This is a genomic window from Gilvimarinus sp. 2_MG-2023, assembly GCF_030547685.1.
GTDB lineage: Bacteria > Pseudomonadota > Gammaproteobacteria > Pseudomonadales > Cellvibrionaceae > Gilvimarinus.
Map to the genome: position 1 here is coordinate 19,640 of NZ_JAUOQM010000048.1, position 20,553 is coordinate 40,192.

17 protein-coding genes are annotated in these 20,553 nt (G+C 49.7%); 16 read left to right on the forward strand and 1 reads right to left on the reverse strand.

Features of this window, described 5'->3' with window-relative positions:
- The first annotated feature begins 37 nt into the window (after positions 1–37).
- The 15 genes from tsf to dnaE all read left to right on the forward strand — a co-directional run bounded on the left by tsf (position 38) and on the right by dnaE (position 17,537).
- A complete protein-coding gene (gene tsf, locus Q4526_RS11865) occupies positions 38–907 on the forward strand; it encodes a translation elongation factor Ts (RefSeq protein ID WP_215977302.1) in 870 nt (289 codons plus the stop codon).
- Positions 908–1,047: 140 nt separating this feature from the next.
- Positions 1,048–1,791, forward strand: coding sequence for a UMP kinase (gene pyrH / locus Q4526_RS11870; RefSeq protein WP_215977303.1), 744 nt, complete (start codon positions 1,048–1,050; stop codon positions 1,789–1,791).
- A complete protein-coding gene (gene frr / locus Q4526_RS11875; RefSeq protein ID WP_215977304.1) occupies positions 1,781–2,338 on the forward strand; it encodes a ribosome recycling factor in 558 nt (185 codons plus the stop codon). The genes pyrH and frr overlap by 11 nt, the downstream gene beginning before the upstream one ends.
- Positions 2,339–2,460: 122 nt before the next feature.
- Positions 2,461–3,210, forward strand: a complete 750-nt coding sequence (uppS, locus tag Q4526_RS11880; RefSeq protein ID WP_215977305.1) for a polyprenyl diphosphate synthase — start codon at positions 2,461–2,463, stop codon at positions 3,208–3,210.
- Positions 3,203–4,051 (forward strand): phosphatidate cytidylyltransferase, encoded by an 849-nt coding sequence (locus Q4526_RS11885; protein WP_215977306.1) that lies wholly within the window; start codon positions 3,203–3,205, stop codon positions 4,049–4,051. Before uppS ends, Q4526_RS11885 begins: the two co-directional genes overlap by 8 nt.
- Before the next feature lie 2 nt (positions 4,052–4,053).
- Entirely contained in the window at positions 4,054–5,253 is a 1,200-nt protein-coding gene (ispC, locus tag Q4526_RS11890) for a 1-deoxy-D-xylulose-5-phosphate reductoisomerase (RefSeq protein WP_215977307.1), read from the forward strand.
- A 7-nt stretch (positions 5,254–5,260) separates the two neighbouring features.
- Positions 5,261–6,616: an RIP metalloprotease RseP gene (rseP, locus tag Q4526_RS11895; protein WP_215977308.1), complete on the forward strand. Its 1,356-nt coding sequence runs from the start codon at positions 5,261–5,263 to the stop codon at positions 6,614–6,616.
- Between the two features lie 96 nt (positions 6,617–6,712).
- Entirely contained in the window at positions 6,713–9,370 is a 2,658-nt protein-coding gene (bamA, locus tag Q4526_RS11900; RefSeq protein ID WP_215977309.1) for an outer membrane protein assembly factor BamA, read from the forward strand.
- A gap of 51 nt (positions 9,371–9,421) precedes the next feature.
- Positions 9,422–9,934, forward strand: a complete 513-nt coding sequence (locus Q4526_RS11905) for an OmpH family outer membrane protein (protein WP_303603256.1) — start codon at positions 9,422–9,424, stop codon at positions 9,932–9,934.
- A 15-nt stretch (positions 9,935–9,949) separates the two neighbouring features.
- Complete coding sequence (gene lpxD / locus Q4526_RS11910) at positions 9,950–10,978, forward strand: UDP-3-O-(3-hydroxymyristoyl)glucosamine N-acyltransferase (protein WP_215977310.1); 1,029 nt, start codon at positions 9,950–9,952, stop codon at positions 10,976–10,978.
- A gap of 53 nt (positions 10,979–11,031) precedes the next feature.
- Positions 11,032–11,469, forward strand: a complete 438-nt coding sequence (gene fabZ, locus Q4526_RS11915) for a 3-hydroxyacyl-ACP dehydratase FabZ (protein WP_215977311.1) — start codon at positions 11,032–11,034, stop codon at positions 11,467–11,469.
- A gap of 17 nt (positions 11,470–11,486) precedes the next feature.
- Positions 11,487–12,266 carry an acyl-ACP--UDP-N-acetylglucosamine O-acyltransferase gene (lpxA, locus tag Q4526_RS11920; RefSeq protein ID WP_215977312.1) on the forward strand — a complete coding sequence of 260 codons (780 nt, stop codon included), beginning with the start codon at positions 11,487–11,489 and terminating at the stop codon, positions 12,264–12,266.
- Between the two features lie 7 nt (positions 12,267–12,273).
- On the forward strand, positions 12,274–13,422 hold the full coding sequence (gene lpxB, locus Q4526_RS11925; protein ID WP_215977313.1) for a lipid-A-disaccharide synthase: 1,149 nt from the start codon (positions 12,274–12,276) through the stop codon (positions 13,420–13,422).
- Entirely contained in the window at positions 13,422–14,027 is a 606-nt protein-coding gene (gene rnhB / locus Q4526_RS11930) for a ribonuclease HII (RefSeq protein ID WP_215977314.1), read from the forward strand. Before lpxB ends, rnhB begins: the two co-directional genes overlap by 1 nt.
- 6 nt (positions 14,028–14,033) lie before the next feature.
- Positions 14,034–17,537, forward strand: a complete 3,504-nt coding sequence (gene dnaE, locus Q4526_RS11935; protein WP_215977315.1) for a DNA polymerase III subunit alpha — start codon at positions 14,034–14,036, stop codon at positions 17,535–17,537.
- 82 nt (positions 17,538–17,619) lie between these two features.
- Here dnaE and Q4526_RS11940 read toward each other — a convergent pair whose 3' ends face one another.
- Positions 17,620–19,320, reverse strand: coding sequence for a DEAD/DEAH box helicase (locus Q4526_RS11940; protein ID WP_215977316.1), 1,701 nt, complete (start codon positions 19,318–19,320; stop codon positions 17,620–17,622).
- A 374-nt stretch (positions 19,321–19,694) separates the two neighbouring features.
- On the opposite strand from Q4526_RS11940, the gene Q4526_RS11945 reads away from it, so the two are divergent.
- The gene (locus tag Q4526_RS11945) at positions 19,695–20,531 is read left to right on the forward strand and encodes a 4-alpha-glucanotransferase (RefSeq protein WP_215977317.1); all 837 of its coding nucleotides are present in this window, start codon (positions 19,695–19,697) and stop codon (positions 20,529–20,531) included.
- Positions 20,532–20,553: the final 22 nt, after the last annotated feature.

A 20,553-nucleotide genomic window follows, 5' to 3' on the forward strand; every position in this document is an offset into this window, starting at 1 on the left:
TCAAACGAATTTAGATATATTTTGAGAGGATAGATACATGGCAGCTATCTCTGCTTCAATGGTTAAAGATCTGCGCGAGCGCACCAGCCTTGGCATGATGGAGTGTAAAAAAGCTCTGAAAGAAGCCGATGGCGATATCGAGCTGGCAATTGAAAATCTGCGCAAGGCCAGCGGCTTGAAAGCCTCGAAGAAAGCCGGCCGTACCGCTGCTGACGGTGTTGTTAGCGCCAAAGTGGCCGACGATAACAGCTACGCCGTACTGGTTGAAGTGAACAGCGAAACTGACTTTGTGGCTCGCGATGAAGGCTTTTTGGCTTTCGTTAACACCGTGGTTGAAAAAGCGTTCGCCGACAAGCAAACCGATGTCGCCACTCTGATGGCCGGTGAGCTTGAGTCTGCTCGTGAAACTCTAGTTCAAAAAATTGGTGAAAACATCAATGTTCGTCGCGTTAACTTGGTAGAGGGTGGCGTGATTGATGCGTATGTTCACTCTAACAACCGTTTGGCGGCTGTGGTTCAGCTCGAGGGCGGCAACGCTGAGCTGGCGCGTGATGTAGCTATGCACGTTGTAGCGGTTAATCCTCAGGTTGTAAGACCAGAAGATATGCCAGCTGACATCGTTGAGAAAGAGAAAGAGATTATTAAGGCTCAGCCTGATATGGAAGGCAAGCCCGAGGCTATCGTTGAGAAAATGATGGGCGGTCGCATTAAGAAGTTCCTGAAAGAAGGCAGCCTGCTGGAGCAGCCTTTTGTTAAAAACCCAGAAGTGACTGTTGGCAAGCTGGCTGAAGAGGGTGGCGCTACTGTCACCAGCTTTACTCGCCTTGAGGTGGGTGAAGGTATTGAGAAGGATGAGACTGACTTCGCTGCCGAGGTTGCCGCACAGGTAGCTGCCTCTAAAGGTTGATCAAATCTTCGCCGCCTGGCGGCTTCTTTGTTCGATCCATCGAATAAAGCTCCCTAAAAAGGAGGTCGGATACCCATCCGGCCTCCTTTTGTTGTAAACTGCCCTCCGTTTTTCGTCACCACTTCGTCAGGAGCGCACCCATGGCCAACCCTCGTGAAAAAAAGTATAAGCGGATATTGCTGAAACTCAGCGGTGAAGAGCTGATGGGCGCAGAGGGGTTCGGTATCGACCCCAAAGTATTGGATAAAATGGCTCTGGAAGTCGGCCAGTTGATCGGCATTGGAGTGCAGGTGGGCTTGGTGATTGGTGGCGGCAATCTATTTCGCGGGGCGGCGCTCAATGCCGCTGGCTTGGATCGGGTGACTGGCGACCATATGGGCATGCTGGCGACGGTTATGAACGCATTAGCCATGCGTGACGCACTGGAACGCTCTAATATCTCCTCGCGTGTTATGTCCGCTATCCCCATGAGCGGTATTGTCGAGCATTATGATCGCCGCCACGCTATCCGCTGCTTGAACGCAGGAGAGGTGGTGATTTTCGCAGCCGGTACCGGCAACCCTTTCTTTACCACCGATTCGGCCGCTTGTTTGCGCGGTATTGAAGTCGAGGCCGATATTGTCCTTAAGGCCACTAAGGTGGATGGCGTTTACAGTGCCGACCCAATGAAAGACCCCACAGCCACCAAGTACGATCGTCTTACCTACGACAAAGTGCTGGAGGATAAGCTGGGGGTCATGGATTTAACAGCGATCTGCCTGTGTCGTGAACACGATATGCCAGTTCGCGTATTTCGTATGAATAAAAGTGGCGCTCTGCTGAATATTGTAGTGGGCAGTAGCGAAGGCACCTTGATTGAGGAGGGGGTAACCCATGTTGAATGATTTGAAAAAAGACGCCGAAGATAGAATGCAAAAAGCGGTTGTGGCTATGGGTAACAACCTGAATAAGATTCGTACTGGCCGGGCGCACCCGAGCTTGCTCGACGGTTTGACTGTACCTTACTACGGTGCTGATACGCCGCTGTCGCAAGTGGCCAACATTATGGTAGAAGATGCTCGAACCCTATCGGTTAAACCTTGGGAAAAGCAAATGGTGCCAGAGATTGAAAAAGCCATTATGAAGTCGAACCTGGGTTTAAACCCATCCACTTCAGGGGACAATATCCGCCTGCCGCTGCCCGCTCTGACCGAAGAGACGCGCAAAGGTTATATTAAGCAGGCTCGCGCCGAGGCCGAAAATGGCCGTGTTTCCATTCGCAATGTTCGTCGCGATATATTGTCTGATGTGAAAGCACTGCTTAAAGATAAAGAAATCAGTGAGGATGACGATCATCGCGCACAGGACGATGTGCAAAAAATCACCGATAAATACATCGCTGAAGTGGATAAAATCCTAGCTCAAAAAGAGCAGGAGCTAATGACCGTTTAAGTACAGTCAGTAGAGCCGGGCAGGCCCAGCCCGGCTCTCACTCGAGTTTGCCAGCACTATCACAATAACGCTCGGCAGCTTTTTGTTAATAGGGGCAAGATTCATCAGCCCAGGAGCGAGTTGTGTCCGGCAGTCCGTTACGTCATATCGCCATCATTATGGATGGCAACAATCGCTGGGCCAAGCAGCGAGATCTCTCTGGTATTGCCGGCCATAAAGAAGGCGTAGAGCGTATTCGCGAGGTGATGTCGTCGTGCCAAGAGCTGGGTGTCGATGTGCTAACGCTCTTTGCCTTTAGCAGTGAAAACTGGAAACGACCAAAGCGAGAAGTGGATGCGCTTATGTCGTTGTTTCAGTTGTACCTCAAGCGCGAGGCTAAAGACTTAAAAAAGCGCGGAGTGCGCTTGCGTGTGGTGGGAAATAGAAGTCAGTTTAGCACCGCACTCAACTCGGCTATCACCAAAGCGGAGCAATTAACCGATGTGGCTGAGGCCAAAACAACCTTGGTGATTGCAGCCGATTACGGTGGGCGTTGGGATATAGTTCAAGCTGCCGCGCGCCTGGCTGACAGAGTTGCAGCAGGAGAAATCACAAGTGCCGACATTAATGAGCAGACTTTTGCCCAGAGTACCGCTCTGGCGCAAATGCCTGAGGTTGATTTGTTGGTGCGAACAGGAGGGGAGCAGCGTATCAGTAACTTTGTATTGTGGCAGGCCGCTTACGCCGAACTGCATTTTTCACCCGTGCTGTGGCCAGATTTTAATGCAGATCATTTAAAACAAGCCGCTCAAGATTTTCATTCACGCCAGCGCCGCTTTGGGAAAACCCAAGAGCAGTGTGAGCCCCAATCTCACGGTGGCCCCTATGCTTAAGCAGCGTGTAATAACAGCTATAGTGCTAGCCGCGGTTTTTCTGGGTGTTTTATTTTTTCTGCCAATACCGTTATTTCCTGCATTTGTCGCGACCATTGTGCTGATTAGCGCCTGGGAGTGGGCTAACCTGTGTGGCTTTACTGCCTTGTGGCAGCGGGCGTTGTACGTAATCTTTCAAGCCGCTGCTATTGCTGGGGCTGCACTCTATGTGGGAGCGCTGCCGCTGGGGGGGGCTACCCCTATTGATGCGGAGCTACACTACCGTCCAATATTGATAGCTGGCTGTACTTGGTGGGCTCTGGCGTTGCTCTGGGTGCAGGGGTATCCCACCAGCGCTCTGCTTTGGCGACATCCGGCGCTACGGGCGGTGATGGGCTTTTTTGTATTGGTGCCCACTTGGGCCGGATTAAGCTATGTGCGCCTGCAAGAGCAGGGCGCCTGGCTCGTGCTGATGATTGTGGCAGTGGTGGCTACAGCCGATATCGGTGGTTATTTTGTTGGCCGCCGTTTTGGACAGCGCAAACTCGCGCCTAACGTGAGTCCGGGTAAAACGTGGGAAGGCTTTTTGGGTGGAGTGTCAGCCAATGTATGCCTGGCGCTGCTGGTTTGGTTTTTTACCGGTCAGGCGTTGTGGGCCATTATAGCGCTGGTACTGCCGACCTCACTGGTGTCAGTGCTAGGTGATTTGTTAGAGAGTATGGTTAAACGCGAGCGCGGCATTAAAGACAGCAGCGCTCTGCTGCCCGGCCACGGTGGAGTGCTCGATCGGGTGGATAGCCTGACCGCGGCGGTGCCTGTGTTTGCTTTGGCCTTAACCGCCGTTGATGTGACCCTGGGATAGCTATGCAGAGGGTTACCATTCTTGGTTCCACCGGCTCCATCGGTGTCAGTACATTAGATGTGCTGGCAAGGCATCCGGAGCGATTTGAGGTGTTTGCCCTTACCGCAGCTACACGTTGGCAGCCACTACTCGAGCAATGTTTGGCTTATACACCGCAGTGCGCCGTGATGAGCGACCCGAGTGCGGCAGAGCAATTGCGCCAAGCGTTGCAGCGTTCGGGCTCAAAGGTGGAAGTGTTGTCCGGCACCGAGGCGCTGGTGGCTGTAGCGCAAGATTCGTCCGTCGATACGGTAATGGCCGCGATTGTTGGCGCCGCCGGCCTATTGCCTACCTTTGCCGCTGTAAAGGCCGGAAAGCGTGTGCTTTTAGCCAACAAAGAAGTGTTGGTGATGGCCGGTCATTTGTTTATGGCCGCAGCGAAAACCCATGGCGCGCAGATATTACCGATCGACAGCGAGCACAACGCTATTTTTCAGTGTTTACCTTTAGCGGGTCCTCTAGCTCAAGGAATTGCACTGGCAGAGCTTGGGGTCAGCAAAATCGTGCTAACGGCCTCGGGTGGGCCCTTTCGCCAGCTGCCGTTGTCACAGCTATCGCAAGTCACCCCCGAGCAGGCCTGTAATCACCCTAATTGGAGTATGGGCCCGAAAATCTCAGTAGACTCAGCCACTATGATGAATAAAGGATTGGAGTTTATCGAGGCTTGCTGGCTGTTTAATGCCCGCGCACGGGATGTCGAGGTGGTTATTCATCCGCAGAGCGTTATCCACTCAATGGTAGAATATGTGGATGGCTCAGTCTTGGCACAGCTGGGCAACCCGGATATGCGAACGCCCATTGCTCATGCACTGGGTATGCCCGAGCGCTTACCCTCGGGAGTAGAGCGGCTCGATTTGGTGCGCAGTGCCAGGCTCGACTTTGAGGCGCTCGATGAGGAGCGTTTCCCCTGTATGACTTTGGCGCGCCAAGCCGCCGAACGTGGTGGTACTTGTCCGGCCATACTCAATGCCGCCAATGAAGAAGCCGTGGCCGCTTTTTTAGCCAGCCAATTGCAATTTAATGACATTGCCCAAGTGATCGCGGCGGTGCTCGATAGTGTGGAAAGCGCTGAACCGGTCAGCCTAGATGCTGTCCAACAAGCCGATTTGTCCGCGCGTCAGCGTGCTCGGGTCGCGATTCAACAAATTAGCGCCAAACAATGAGGGTGACGTGAATATAGTACAAATGGTGTTTTGGTTTTTCGTTGCCATTTTAATTTTGGTGACCGTGCATGAGTTTGGTCATTTTTACGTGGCTAGACGTTGCGGGGTAAAAGTACTGCGTTTTTCGGTGGGCTTTGGCAAGGTACTGTTCAGTCGCCGCGATAAACAGGGTACAGAATATGCCTTCTCGGCCATCCCGTTGGGCGGTTACGTCAAAATGCTGGATGAGCGCGAAGGTCCGGTGCCCGAGTCAGAAAAACACCTAGCGTTTAATAATAAAAGTGTTGGTCAGCGCATTGCTGTAGTGCTGGCCGGCCCAGCTGCCAATTTGATATTGGCGGTCTTGTTTTTTTGGCTGCTTTTAGTCGTCAGTGGTGAGCGCGGTGTGGCGCCCATTATTGGCGAGGTAGCCCCGAACTCGGTTGCGGCGGCGGCCAATCTTGAGGTGGGCCAGGAAGTACTGAGTGTGGATGGCGTCACCACCACCTCCTGGCAGCAGGTGCAAAAGCAACTGCTGCGCAGGTTGGGTGAAAGCGGCCAGCTCAGCTTTACCGTTCGCTACCCACAATCGGATTTACAGTACCAGTCCGAGGTGGAGTTAAATGCTTGGCTGCGCGGCGCTGCAGACCCGCAGCCGCTGGCCGGTCTTGGCATAACGCCGTATATCCCGGAAGTTCCCGCTATTGCCGGGCAGGTGCTGGAAGGCTCGCCCGCCGAACGCGCTGGATTGCAGAGCGATGACAAGATAATTCAAGCAGGCAATACACCCATTGGCAGCGCCCAAGACTGGATCGATTATGTCAAAGCGAGGCCTGATCAGACCTTTACTGTACGCATTGAGCGCGGTGGCCAGGTACAGAATTTATCCATGACGCCTGAGCAAATCAGCGAAAATGGCGAGGTGTTCGGCCGGGTAGGGATGGGATTTGCCCCCTATGAGTGGCCCGATGAGTTTATCCGACACTGGGAATATTCCGTGGTGGGAGGATTTATTGCCGCTGTGGACCGAACCTGGGAAACTTCTGCCTTTGTTTTGATGTCTGTTAAGAAGCTGATTTTTGGAGAGATTTCCACAAAAAACTTGAGTGGAGCTATCACCATTGCTAAGGTTGCGGGTTCTGAGGCTGAAAATGGCTGGCGTAGCTTTCTACGCTTTCTGGCCGCTCTTAGTGTAATGCTCGGTGTCTTCAACTTACTCCCTATTCCTGTGTTGGATGGTGGTCATTTGATGTACTACCTCGCAGAACTGGTAAAAGGCAAACCTGTATCGGAAAAAGTGCAGGTAGTTGGGTATCAGTTGGGGCTGGTGATGGTAATTGGTTTGACTCTGTTGGCGCTCTATAACGATATTATGCGGCTCTAACTCCGAAATGATTGCAAACACACAGGCGTAAGTTGCGTCTGTGTTACTGGACTCTGTGTTGAAGCAGATGAGAAATTCAACAATAGAAAGAACTATATGACACACGTTGTTACACGATTGATCGGCCTTATCGCTGTCCTTGCTTTTTCTACGCTCGTACAAGCCCAGTCTTTCCGGGTGAACGATATTAGGGTGGAGGGGCTCCAGCGGGTGTCCGCCGGTACCGTTTTTAGCGCACTGCCTGTCCGCGTTGGGGACACTCTGACGGACGTCGATATCCAAAACGCTATTCGCGAGCTCTTTAAAGTCGGCTTATTTACCGATGTTTCAATCGGTCAGGATGCGGGTGTTTTGGTCTTGGTGGTCAAAGAGCGACCAGCCATTAATGAGATTCTCATTGAGGGCAACAAGGTTATTAAAACCGATCAATTGATGGAAAGTTTGACCGACAGTGGTTTGTCAGAAGGTCAAATTTATCAAAGTGCCACTTTGAATATGATCAGCCAAGCTCTAGAACGCGAGTATATCGGTCAGGGTCGTTATGGCGCTTCGGTGGACTTGGAAGTAGAAGACTTGCCGCGCAATCAAGTTAAAGTTTTAGTTAAAGTAGATGAGGGTGAAACCGCCCGCATCAAAAAGATCAATATTATTGGCAATGAAGCTTTTGCCACCGAGGAATTACTGGATTTGTTTGAGCTACAAACTACCGGCTGGTTCTCTTGGATTATGGGCGATGATAAATACAACAAAGAAAAATTAACCGGTGATATTGAGCGCATTGAATCCTATTATTTAGATCGTGGTTACCTCGCCTTTAGTCTCGATTCCACCCAAGTTTCTTTGAGCCCAGACAAATCAAAAGTTTATCTCACATTAAATATCACTGAAGGCGATATTTACACCGTCAGCGACGTGAATCTAGCCGGTGACCCCGCCATTGATGAGCGACTGATTCGACGTATGATTTTAATGCGTGAGGATCAAACATTTTCACAAGCTTTGATGACTCGCTCCTCGGAATACATAACCAACCGCTTGGGAAATGAAGGTTTTACTTTTGCCGAGGTCGAAGGCATACCTGAGCGTAACGATGAAGATAAAACCGTTAAAGTGACGTTTTTTATCGATCCGAAAAAACGTGCCTATGTTCGGCGCATTAATTTTCGCGGTAATACCACCACGCAAGATGAAGTTTTGCGCCGCGAAATGCGTCAAATGGAAGGTGGTGCAGCGTCTACCTCGCAAATTGAACATTCTAAAGTTCGCTTGGAACGACTGGGCTTCTTTAAAGAGGTGAATGTCGATACGGTTGAAGTGCCTGGAGTGCCCGACCAAGTTGATGTCGATTTTACCGTTGAAGAGCAACCCTCGGGCAGCATGGGGCTGCAGATTGGTTATGCAGACCTGTCTGGCCTTCTATTGTCTGGGAGTATTCAACAAAACAACTGGTTTGGTACGGGCAAGCAGGTTGGCATCTCAGCCAGTCACTCCGCTTATCAAACTTCTTATAACTTCAATTACAATGACCCGTACTTTACTCCGGATGGGGTAAGCCGCGGCATTAGTCTGTACTACCAGTCGAGCGACTATGCGCAAATTAATATTGCCGGTTACAGTACCAATATTCTTGGCGGGGCAGTGCAATTTGGGTACCCAATTTCCGAAATTGAGCGTTTAAGCTTTGATGTGGGGTTTCGTAACTTAGAAGTTATTCCCAACAGTTATTCGGTGCGGGAAATTTTCAATACTCCCCTATACGCAACAGGCTCTGAATATATTACGCAAAGTGACTGGCTGGATCTAATCGAAGGCAAAACCACAGGCGATTACCCGACTTTGGATTATGACACCATGCCTGTCCCCACGAGCTTTGATGATGATATCGACGGTATTCGTGGCGAACCGGGCTTCCTGGACGTGCACGGTACTGAGTTTCATAACTTCACGACCAATTTCTCTTGGGCTAAGTCGACATTAAACCGCGGTATTTTGGCAACACGCGGAAGCTCACAACAATTACGTGCAGAGTTTTCGCTGCCGGGCAGTGACCTCGAATATTATAAGCTAACCTACAGCGCCCAATTTTTTCAGCCCTTAACCCGTCATTTAACCCTGCGTTTACGAGGCAATATTGGCTGGGCCGACTCTTACGGTAAAACTGAAGAGTTGCCTTTCTTCGAGCACTTTTACGCCGGCGGTTTTGGGTCGGTCCGCGGCTTTGAGCGTAACAGCTTAGGCCCTCGAGGCACTTATGCCGAGTCTTCGTATATGCCTGCCATGCTTTGGGATGATATTAACGGTGATGGTGTGGTGGATGACAATGAAGAATACGGTAATTATGCTGTACTCTGTGAAGATCCAACGCTGGGTTACGCCTCTGGTACGACCTGTCGACCTGGCCAGCTAATCACAGGAGCCGGTGGGGTTATTGACGAAGAAACCCGATCGTTCGGTGGGAACTTCTTGGTGGAAACTACCGCCGAGGTGATTTTCCCTCTGCCTTTTATTGAGGATCAGCGTACTTTCCAAGCAGCATTCTTTATTGATGCCGGCAATGTGTTTGACACCAATTGTGCCTCCACTCAGTTAAACTGTTATGACTTTGATGTGAAAAAGTTGAGCATTTCTGCCGGTCTTGGTTTAACGTGGATTTCCACCTTCGGCCCCATGACTTTCTCTATTTCGGATGCCTTGCAAAAGAACGAGTATGACGATGAGAAAAGCTTCAACTTTACACTTGGGCAAACATTTTAAATCAGTATTTATAAATCAACTCATAACTTACGATAATTAAGGGGATGTATTGTGACATTTATTAAGCGAATTTTACTGGCCAGCGCACTGATGGTGACCAGCGTAGGCGCATTGGCGGAAGGCAAGGTAGTCGTCTTGGATGCCCAGCGCGCCATGTTGGCCACTGATTTGGCTAAAAAAACAGTTGATGGTCTGCAGAAAAACGCAGAATTTACCGCTCTTCGCGCAAAAGTAGAAAGTTTGGTAGCCGATCTGCAGGCGTTGCAAGGTAAAGCTGAAAAAGACAGTATGACCTGGTCGGAAGACCAAGTGGCTGAGCACCGCAAAAAAGTGGAATACCTGCGGGCTGATTATGAGCTGGCACAAAAGAAAATGCAGTCAGAGCAGCAGCAAATCCTGCAAAAAGTGCAGCAGCAGCTTCAGCCAAAGATCCCTGCGATCTTGGAGCAGCTGACCAAAGATGAAAAAATCGGTATGATCATCAATGCTCAATCGGTCTTTTTCGCCGATCCAGACCACGATATTACGGCTCTGTTGGTAGAAAAGCTAAACGACGCCGAGTAAATAACGGGAATATTCGTGACTTCCTATACCCTCCGTGAAATAGCGGATGCCTTATCAGCAAGGCTTGAAGGCAATGCCGGTTTATTGATAACCGGCATTGCTGGTTTGGGGCGGGCGGAAAATGATCAGGTCAGTTTTCTGGCTCAGTCACGTTTTCGTAGTCTCTTGGCCGATTGCAACGCCGGTGCGGTGATTTTAGGTGAGGCAGATGCCCATCTGTTTGCCGGTAATAAGCTAATCGTTGATGACCCTTATTTTGCCTATGCCACGCTGAGTCATCTATTCGATAAATCTTTAACGCACAATCCAGGTGTTCACCCCTCTGCAGTGGTGGCTGAATCGGCTCAGGTAGATTCAAGTGCCGAGGTCGGCCCCAATGTCGTGATTGGTGAGCGAGTGGTTATTGAATCTGGAGTGAAACTCGGGCCTGGTGTTGTCATAGGCGCTGGTGCCCACATTGGTGACGGCAGCCGTATATTGGCCAATGTGAGCATTTATCACGATGTTATTATCGGTCACAGCTGTGTTATACACAGCAATACAGTCATTGGTAGCGACGGTTTTGGGTATGCGCCCGATCGAGTGCAAGGTGGGTGGCGTAAAATTCACCAACTTGGATCCGTACAAATTGGCAATCGAGTCGAAATCGGTGCCTCTACAGCCATTGACCGTGGCGCTCTCAACGATACCGTTATCGGCAATGGTGTAATTATCGATAATCAGGTACATATTGCTCACAATTGTGTTATCGGTGATAACACCGCGATTGCGGGCAACTGTGGATTTGCTGGCAGCACTGTGGTTGGAAAAAATTGTACCTTTGCCGGTGCAGTAGGCGTTGCCGGTCATCTAGAAATCACCGACAATGTACACATCTCGGGTATGACCATGGTCACCAAATCAATTTTGGAGCCCGGTAGCTATTCCTCTGGCACCAGTGCTATGCCTTCAAGAGAGTGGCGTAAAAATGCAGTTCGGTTTAATCAATTAAATGATTTGGCATCCAGAGTGAAGGCTTTGGAAAACAACAACGACAAGACTTAATTAACCGGTTTTCTGGTTATTGAAAAGCGCATTGACGCAAAGGCCGCAAGCTAATGATGGACGTAAACGAAATTCGCCAATATTTGCCGCACCGTTACCCTTTTTTGCTGGTAGATCGTGTGGTTGAGTTGGTCGAGGGCGAGTCAATCGTCGCTTATAAGAATATCACTGGAAACGAGGAGGTATTCAACGGCCATTTCCCCGATTTCCCGGTATTTCCCGGCGTGATGATTCTGGAAGCTCTGGCTCAAGCCTCAGGGGTATTGGGCTTTAAAACCATGGATAAAAAGCCAGAAGATGGGTCAATTTATCTATTTGCCGGCATTGACGATGTACGCTTTAAGCGTCAGGTTATTCCTGGAGATCGCCTCACCTTGGCTTCTCGGGTTGTGTCTTCTAAGCGTGGTATTTGGAAGTTTGCATGCCAGGCAACGGTGGACGGTGAGCTGGCTGCATCGGCGACGATATTGTGCGCGGACCGCAAGGTCTAAGGTAATCAAAGCAAGCTATGGCTAACTTGATAGATTCAAGCGCAATTATTCATCCCGATGCCCAAATAGCAGAGGATGTCGAGGTCGGGCCCTGGACTACCATTGGGCCCGATGTAGTTATTGGTGCCGGCAGTCGTATTGCCTCGCATGTGGTTTTAAAAGGCCCGACCATAATTGGGTGCAACAACCAAATTTATCAGTTTTCATCGGTGGGGGAAGATACCCCCGATTTGAAATACGATGGTGAACCCACACGGTTAATCATTGGTGATAATAATATTATCCGTGAAGGGGTCACGATCCATCGTGGTACTGTACAAGATCGCGGTGAAACCACTATTGGCGATGATAATTTAATCATGGCCTATGCCCATATTGGTCACGACAGTGTGGTCGGTAATCACTGTATTTTGGTCAACAATACAGCGTTAGCTGGCCATGTTATTGTTGGCGATTGGGCCATACTCAGTGGGTTTACCTTGGTGCATCAGTATTGCAATATCGGTGCGCACAGTTTTACCGGTATGGGCAGTGCTATCGGTAAAGATGTACCCGCTTATGTGATGGTCAATGGCGCGCCCGCTGCTGCTAAAAGTGTAAACTCGGAAGGGTTGAAGCGCCGAGGTTATAGTAAGGAACAAGTGGCTGCTATTAACCGAGCGTTTAAAATAATTTATCGTCGTGGTCTAACGGTTGATGAGGCATTGTCACAGTTGCAAGTTCTAGCACAAGATTGCAGCGATGTTCAATTAATGATTGACTCTTTGCGCCAATCCAAACGCGGTATTGTCCGCTAGTTCTATTATGAACCGTACCATTCGAATCGGTATTGTAGCGGGCGAGGCTTCCGGTGACTTGCTTGGAGCAGGGCTGATTCAAGCCCTTAAACATCATTACCCCCACGTTGAGTTCTCAGGTATCGGTGGACCCAAAATGTTAGCCGAAGGCTTTCATTCTTTTTTTCCGCAAGATCGTTTGGCGGTAATGGGGTTGATCGATCCGTTAAAGCGCTTACCCGAGCTATTAAAAATTCGTCGTTTCTTGTTTGAGCACTTCAGTGAACAGGCGCCGGATGTGTTTATCGGAATCGACTCACCCGATTTTAATTTAACACTCGAGCAAAATTTGCGTAAGTCGGGTATTAAAACCGTACATTATGTCAGCCCATCGGTGTGGGCTTGGCGTTCAGGCAGAATTAAAAAAATTAAACGCGCGGTGGATTTAATGCTAACCATATTGCCGTTTGAAACTGCCATTTATCAACAACATCAAGTGCCGGTTAAATTTGTTGGCCACCCCTTGGCCGACAGTATTCCCATGCAGCCAGACAAGCACGCTGCCCGAAAAAAGCTTCAACTGGATGCCAGCTCAGCTGTGGTGGCATTAATGCCAGGCAGTCGTCATAGTGAAGTGGAGCGGCTGGGGCCACTTTTTTTTCAAGCAGCAAAACTAATGCTAAAGCAAAGGCCCGGGTTAAGGTTTGTATTGCCTGCAGCCAGTGGCCAACGTTACAAGCAGCTACATCAAATGCTGGGCCCGCACAGTGATTTACCGGTTACCTTGGTGCAAGGTCAATCGCACGACGTGATGGCGGCGGCGGATGTGGTTCTGCTGGCGTCGGGTACTACGGCTTTAGAGGCTATGCTTTTAAAAAAACCGATGGTGGTCAGTTATAAAATGGCCTGGTTGTCGTTCAAGATTATGCGGGCGATGGCACTGGTCCGATTTGTGTCACTTCCTAATTTATTGGCCGACCGGGAAGTGGTGCCAGAGCTTCTGCAGGCGGATGCCGACCCTGAACAAATGTCAGAGGCAGTGCTGCGCTATTTTAATCAACCTGAATTAACGGCCGAGTTGGTGGAAACTTTTACTCAGCAACATCAAAGCTTAAAGTGTAATGCCAATCAAACGGCGGCAGCTGCACTGATAGAATTAATCAAAGGGCAAGAGTAGTGGAGCCATTTGTCAGTGTTTATCAAGGGCACTTATCCGCAGGCGTCGATGAGGTAGGGCGCGGCCCACTGGCTGGTGATGTCGTAGCCGCTGCGGTAATTTTGGATATGAATAACCCTATCGAGGGCTTGGCTGATTCCAAAAAGTTAACAGAACGCAAGCGAGAAAAATTGTTTGTTGAAATACAGGCTAAGGCGCTGAGTTGGTGTATTTCACGCGCCAGTGTCGAAGAAATCGATCAAATAAATATCCTGCAAGCCAGCTTACTGGCCATGAAACGAGCGGTTGAAGGCTTAGCGGTCACGCCAGAGCATGTGCTAGTGGATGGCAATAAAATTCCGAGCTGGCAATTCAGTGCAGAGGCCGTGGTTAAGGGCGATGCACGGGTAGCATCCATTAGCGCGGCCTCTATTTTGGCCAAAGTGACTCGAGACCGTGAAATGATCGCCTTTGATCAAACCTACCCAGGCTACGGCTTTGCCGGTCATAAAGGTTACCCTACTAAGGTACATATGGCGGCCTTGGATAGCCTTGGGCCAAGTCCCATTCATCGCACATCTTTTGGCCCGGTTAAACGGCTGATAGAACAACTAGAAATCTTTTAAGCCTTTATGACTGCCACTTTTATACACCTGCGCTTGCATACTGAATATTCACTGTCCGACAGTGTGATTCGTATTAAACCTTTGGCGGCCCGTCTGCAAGAACAGGGTATGCCTGCTTGTGCCGTCACCGATCAAACTAATTTTTACGGTTTAATTAAGTACTACAAAGCGTTGCAAGGTGCGGGCATTAAGCCCATTGTCGGCAGTGACTTTTTGATTGCTGGCGCCGATAGCGAAGCAAAACCCTCGTTTATTACGTTACTGGCCATGAATGATGCCGGCTACAAAAATATCATAAAGCTTATTTCTCTGGCCTATCAAAAGGGGCAACAGCAAGGCGTCGCGTTTGTTCAGCGAGATTGGATTAGTGACCATGCCGATGGCGTGATTGTTTTGTCAGGCGGTCGTCAGGGTGATGTGGGTATGGATTTGCTGGCTGGGCGCAAAGCGCAGGCGCGAAGTAATGCCGAGCGCTGGATGGCTGAATTCCCTGATCGATATTATCTGGAGTTGCAGCGAACTGGCCGTGAATACGAAGAGAGTTATATACATTCAGCTGTTGAACTGGCTGGTGAATTGCAATGCCCAGTCGTAGCGACTAACGATGTTCGTTTCTTAAGTGCGGATGATTTTGAAGTCCATGAGGCTCGGGTTTGTATTGCCGATAGTCGCACTCTTGATGACCCCAGGCGAGAGCGGCGCTACAGTGAGCAGCAATATCTACGCAGCGCAGAAGAAATGCAGGCGCTTTTTAGTGATATTCCCGAAGCGTTGGCTAACTCGGTTCAAATTGCCAAACGTTGCACGGTGAACATTCACCTGGGCGAATACTTTTTGCCTCAATACCCCATTCCTGAAGGCATGACAGAAAACCAGTTTATGGAAAAAGTCTGCCATGATGGCCTGGACGACAGACTGGAAAAAATTCTCGATAAACAAGACCCTGAATATGATGCAAAACGGCAGTCCTATTTAGATCGTCTGCGATTTGAACTCGATATCATCTTGCAAATGGGATTTCCAGGTTATTTCCTTATCGTTATGGACTTTATCCAATGGGCCAAGGATAACGCCATTCCGGTTGGTCCGGGTCGTGGTTCGGGTGCGGGCTCGCTGGTGGCCTATTCGCTTAAAATCACCGATCTCGACCCTCTGCAATACGACCTGCTGTTCGAGCGTTTCCTGAACCCGGAACGGGTTTCCATGCCTGACTTTGATGTCGATTTCTGTATGGAGAATCGCGACCGGGTGATCAGTTACGTGGCCGATGCATACGGACGTGAAGCGGTCAGCCAAATTATCACCTTTGGAACCATGGCCGCTAAGGCTGTGGTGCGCGATGTAGCACGCGTACTGGGTAAGTCTTATGGCTTGGCCGATAAGCTGTCTAAGCTTATACCTCCTACACCAGGCATGACGTTAAAAGTTGCCCTGGAAGAGGTTGAACAGCTGCGAGAAATGCTGGAAACCGATGCCGACGCCCATGAAATATGGGAAATGGCGATTAAGCTGGAAGGCTTAACTCGTAACGTCGGTAAGCACGCCGGTGGTGTAGTCATTGCTCCCAATAAGCTTACCGATTTCTCTCCCTTGTATTGTGATGAAAATGGTAAAGGGTTGGTTACCCAGTACGATAAAAACGATGTGGAAGAGGCCGGTCTGGTTAAGTTTGACTTTCTCGGCTTACGTACACTGACTATTATCGACTGGGCAATGGAAATGATTAACGCCCAGCGTGAAAAGCAAGGCGATGGGCCGCTGGTGATAGAAGAGATTGACCTTCAGGACGCCGAAACTTTTAAGCTATTACAGCGTGCGGAAACCACGGCTGTCTTTCAGCTTGAATCGCGCGGCATGAAGGATCTGATTAAACGCCTCAAGCCAGACAATCTGGAAGATATGATTGCCCTGGTAGCACTATTTCGGCCTGGCCCTTTGGATTCGGGCATGGTGACAGACTTTGTTAACCGCAAACACGGTAAGGCCGAGGTTGCCTATCCCGATGCCAAATATCAGCATGAATTCTTAGAGCCTATCCTCAAGCCCACTTATGGGGTTATTGTTTATCAAGAGCAGGTCATGCAGATAGCTCAGGAGTTGGCCGGCTATAGTCTTGGTGGCGCCGACTTGTTGCGCCGCGCTATGGGTAAAAAGAAACCCGAAGAGATGGCTAAGCAACGGGTCAGCTTCGAAGAGGGGGCGAAGTCGAAAGGCATTGACGCCACCTTGGCGATGAAGATTTTTGACTTGGTGGAAAAGTTTGCCGGTTATGGTTTTAACAAATCCCACTCTGCCGCCTACGCATTGGTTTCCTATCAAACCGCATGGTTGAAAACCCATTATCCAGCTCACTTTATGGCGGCCACCATGAGCTCGGATATGGATAAAACCGATAAAGTGGTGACCTTCATTGAAGAGTGCCGCACCATGGGGTTGACCCTATTACCCCCTGACGTTAACCGCGGTGAGCTGAAGTTTGCAGTGGATGACAATAACCATATTATTTACGGACTCGGGGCTATTAAGGGCCTTGGTGAAGGCCCGGTAGATAGTATTATTGCGGCGCGCAATGAAGGTGGCCCCTTTAAAGATTTGTTTGATTTCTGTGCCCGCATTGATTCGCGCAAGGTGAATAAGCGCGCATTAGAGGCGGTGATTCGCTCTGGTGCTGCGGACAATTTAGGCCCTGGGCGTGGGCTGGATCAAGATCGCGCCGTTATGTTCGCCGCAATCGCTGAAGCTGTAAAGGCGGCAGAGCAAAGTGCTGCTAATGCCAGTGCTGGCATGACAGATTTATTCGGCGAGGTAGTGCCCAGTTCAGACAATTTAGAAGATACTTATAAAGAATTTGCCCGTGTACGACCCTGGTCAATGAAAGAACGCTTACAGGCTGAGAATGAAACACTGGGTCTTTATTTAACTGGCCACCCCATTGATGAATACGAGCATGAGATCAATCATTTAGTGTCAACGCGTATTAGTAATCTGGCAGCTGATAAAAATGCGCAGCGGGTGGGTGGCTTGGTGGTGGCAACTCGCACCATGAAAACTAAACGCGGTGACACCATGGCCTTTATTACTTTGGATGATCGCACCGGGCGAATTGAAATTGCAGTATTTTCCGATACTTTTAACGAGTGTCGCGAGCTCATTGTGAAAGATGCCCTTGTGGTGGTTGAGGGGCAGGTAAAATTTGACGACTATAATAATGCGTTAAAAATGTCAGCTGATAATGTTAAGCACTTGGCGGAAGTGCGGCAAGACAAAGCGCGTGCCTTAAAGCTGGTGCTTAATGCAGGGAAGTTAAATCATACGGTCGGTAAAGATTTGCACCAATGTCTTGAGCCCTACCGGGATGGTCGCTGCCCAATTGTTATCGATTATTGTCGCTCGGATGCTCGTTGCCAAATAACCCTGGGGCGGGAGTGGAGTGTGCGCCCCGATGATGAGTTGTTGCAGCGTCTACGTGATGATTTTGGGGCGGATGCCGTTACCTTGCAATACACCTAACTATTTTCACGATAATAATTTTGGTTTGGATATTTTAATAGATAAAAAAAGGCCCGGAATTTCCGGGCCTTTTTTTGATCGCTTAGGCTTGTTTCTTCTTGCCTTTAAACTTTGGCTTGCCTTTGCGTGGGGCAGGGCCTCGGTCAGCGCTTATGGATAACACTTGTCCACGCACATGAATACGTGCGATTTTTTGCTCTTGCGAGCCCGATAAGTCGGCAGGCAAATCGAGAGTTGAGAATTTATCAAACAACGTGATTTGACCAATTTGCTGGCTACTAAGACCCGCTTCGTTGGCGATTGCACCGACGATATCGCCTGGGCGAGCACCGTGAGTACGACCTACTTCAATACGAAAACGCTTCATGCCTTCATCTGGCGTTGAGCTGCGACGGCGGCGTTCGCCGCGATCAGCCCGCGGTCCACTATCACGTTCGCGCTCACGCGAGGGTTTGATGTCGGCAAATTTTACTTGCAGCGGACGTTCTTTTTGCAGCATAAACGCCAAAGCTGTAGCGATGCGTTCTGGAGTTTCACCGGTCTCATTGGAGTAGTTGACCAATAATTCTTCGATAAAGCTCAGGTCGGTTTCGTTTTGCAGCACATCGGTTATGCCCTGCATGAACTGACTGGTGCGGGCGTCAGTCACTGCGCTGCCGCTAGGCAGAGTCATTGGCTCAATACGTTTACCCGTGGTTTTTTCAATGGCGTACAGCAAGCGTTTTTCGCGTGGTGCTACAAACAAAATCGCCTTTCCTGAACGACCGGCACGACCAGTACGACCAATGCGGTGTACATAGGCTTCACTATCGTAAGGAATGTCATAGTTCACAACATGGCTGATTCGAGTCACATCAATACCGCGTGCGGCAACGTCTGTGGCGATCAGGATATCCAGCTTGTTGTTTTTTAAGCGCTCAATGGCGCGCTCACGTAGCGCCTGATTCATGTCGCCGTTAATGGCCGCAGCACTGTAGCCTCGCGCCTCAAGCTTTTCGGCAAGCTCCACTGTGGCGGTTTTGGTGCGAACAAAAATAATCACACCGTCAAATTCTTCCACTTCCAGTATACGTGTCAGTGCATCTAGTTTATTAGTGCCGCTAACGGTCCAATAAGTTTGTTCGATGTTCGTGCCGGTAGTGCTTTCCCGCGCCACTTTAATTTCTTGTGGGTCTTTTAAGTAAGTACTGGCAACACGACGAATTTCTTTCGGCATAGTGGCCGAGAACAGAGCCGTTTGGCGAGTACTTGGGGTGTGTTCTAAAATCCAGGACACATCATCGATAAAACCCATACGCAACATTTCATCGGCTTCATCGAGCACTAAGTTACGCAGACCTGACAAGTCTAAGCTGCCACGGCGCAAGTGATCCATAACACGACCTGGGGTGCCGACAACAACTTGAGCGCCACGTTTAAGCTGACGCAGTTGTCCGCGCATATCTTGACCGCCGTATAGCGGCAGTACCTGAAATCCGCTTAAGCCCTTGGCGTAACTGCTTAAGGCCTCGGCCACCTGAATGGCCAGTTCGCGAGTTGGGGCAAGCACCAAAGCTTGGGTGGTTTTATTAGTAGGGTCCAGCTGGGATAGCATGGGCAGGGCAAAGGCTGCGGTTTTACCGGTGCCGGTTTGCGCTAGGCCGACAATGTCGCGGCCTGAAAGCAGGGCTGGAATGGCCTCCGCTTGAATAGGAGAGGGGGTTTCGTAGCCGATTTTTTGCACAGCTTCGAGAACCGATTGGGCTAAACCCAAATCGGCAAAAGATAGATTTTCATTTTGCATTCAAATAGTTCCATTCTGGCAAAAATAGCCAGTATTAGTGAGTCAGCCGCTAGTGGGCATGTTATGGAGCGTGGGCGCCTTGCGTGTCATTCCTGAAGGCACGGGCCTTCGCACATAACAGGAGCAGGTATTGACCTGCCGGGAGGACTGTAAGCACATCTCAAGGTGACATCCTGGAGCTTTTTTCTCCAATCAATCAGTAGTACCTCGATACACTTACTCAAGTCGCGTGTTGCGATCTTCACAGGGAGCGGCGCAATGGCCGAACAAAGGTGAGGCTTTACTGAAGGTGGCGAAGTATAGAGTATTGGTTAGCGTTTGACCAGCTATATTTTCATCTTTATGGTAATCTTAGGTGAATAAGAGGCAAATGCATGACGGATAATCACCCCAAGCACCTATCGACCACCGCTTTGGCCAAGAAAATAGGCAAAGAGAGTAAAGAGCTGTTTATTCTGCTCGCCAACAGTGGCTGGATCGTAAAAGTAGAGAGTCATTGGCAGTTGACGGCCAAGGGGCGTTTTGAAGGGGGCACCTATGCCAACCACCCTCGGTTTGGCGAATATATTGTGTGGCCCGCCAGTATTAGCGAACATCCTGTACTGGGGCTGTTGCCGGAGGCGCCGCTCAGCGCTCGTACTTTGGCACAAAAAACGGGTTTACCTGCTCGTTTAATTAACCGTGTATTGGCGAATATTGGCTGGCTAAAACCTTATATTCACGGTTGGTTAGTGACGGATTTAGGAAAAGAAAAAGGAGGTCAGCAGCACGAGGGTGAAGCGAATGCGATCCCCTTTGTGACCTGGCCTGAAGTTATGTTAGAAGATGCGAGTTTCCAGCGGGCCGTGTCGGGATTAACGTTGGGGGCAACCCAGTGTTTGGATGGACACTCGGCTGAAGCACCGGCTTTAACTTGCATTGATAATTGGCTTTATACATTGGGAATCGCACATGCTGTTGAGTACACACTGTATATAAATAGTGATTCCTCAAGCAGTTGTGTCGTAGATTTTTACCTGCCCAGTGCCAACGCCGTTATTCTCTATTGGCCGGATGCACCCAGTCCCGATGTGTTGGCGACTAAGCTGGCGCAGCGTGAGAGTTTGTTGCACAGCCGCATCGCAATAATTGAACTTACGTTATCGCAGCTCGATAATATTGATGAGCTACTAACGCGTGAGTTATTAAAGTTAGGCGTGGCGGTTTATTAGCCCGTTCATTGAATGATCGATT

Bases quoted from the DNA above. Each gene is read 5' to 3' on its own strand.
- tsf (WP_215977302.1), top strand. From the start codon at position 38: ATGGCAGCTATCTCTGCTTCAATGGTTAAAGATCTGCGCGAGCGCACC.
- pyrH (WP_215977303.1), top strand. From the start codon at position 1,048: ATGGCCAACCCTCGTGAAAAAAAGTATAAGCGGATATTGCTGAAACTC.
- frr (WP_215977304.1), top strand. From the start codon at position 1,781: ATGTTGAATGATTTGAAAAAAGACGCCGAAGATAGAATGCAAAAAGCG.
- Q4526_RS11885 (WP_215977306.1), top strand. From the start codon at position 3,203: ATGCTTAAGCAGCGTGTAATAACAGCTATAGTGCTAGCCGCGGTTTTT.
- ispC (WP_215977307.1), top strand. From the start codon at position 4,054: ATGCAGAGGGTTACCATTCTTGGTTCCACCGGCTCCATCGGTGTCAGT.
- bamA (WP_215977309.1), top strand. From the start codon at position 6,713: ATGACACACGTTGTTACACGATTGATCGGCCTTATCGCTGTCCTTGCT.
- fabZ (WP_215977311.1), top strand. From the start codon at position 11,032: ATGATGGACGTAAACGAAATTCGCCAATATTTGCCGCACCGTTACCCT.
- lpxA (WP_215977312.1), top strand. From the start codon at position 11,487: ATGGCTAACTTGATAGATTCAAGCGCAATTATTCATCCCGATGCCCAA.
- lpxB (WP_215977313.1), top strand. From the start codon at position 12,274: ATGAACCGTACCATTCGAATCGGTATTGTAGCGGGCGAGGCTTCCGGT.
- dnaE (WP_215977315.1), top strand. From the start codon at position 14,034: ATGACTGCCACTTTTATACACCTGCGCTTGCATACTGAATATTCACTG.
- Q4526_RS11940 (WP_215977316.1), bottom strand. From the start codon at position 19,320: ATGCAAAATGAAAATCTATCTTTTGCCGATTTGGGTTTAGCCCAATCG.
- Q4526_RS11945 (WP_215977317.1), top strand. From the start codon at position 19,695: ATGACGGATAATCACCCCAAGCACCTATCGACCACCGCTTTGGCCAAG.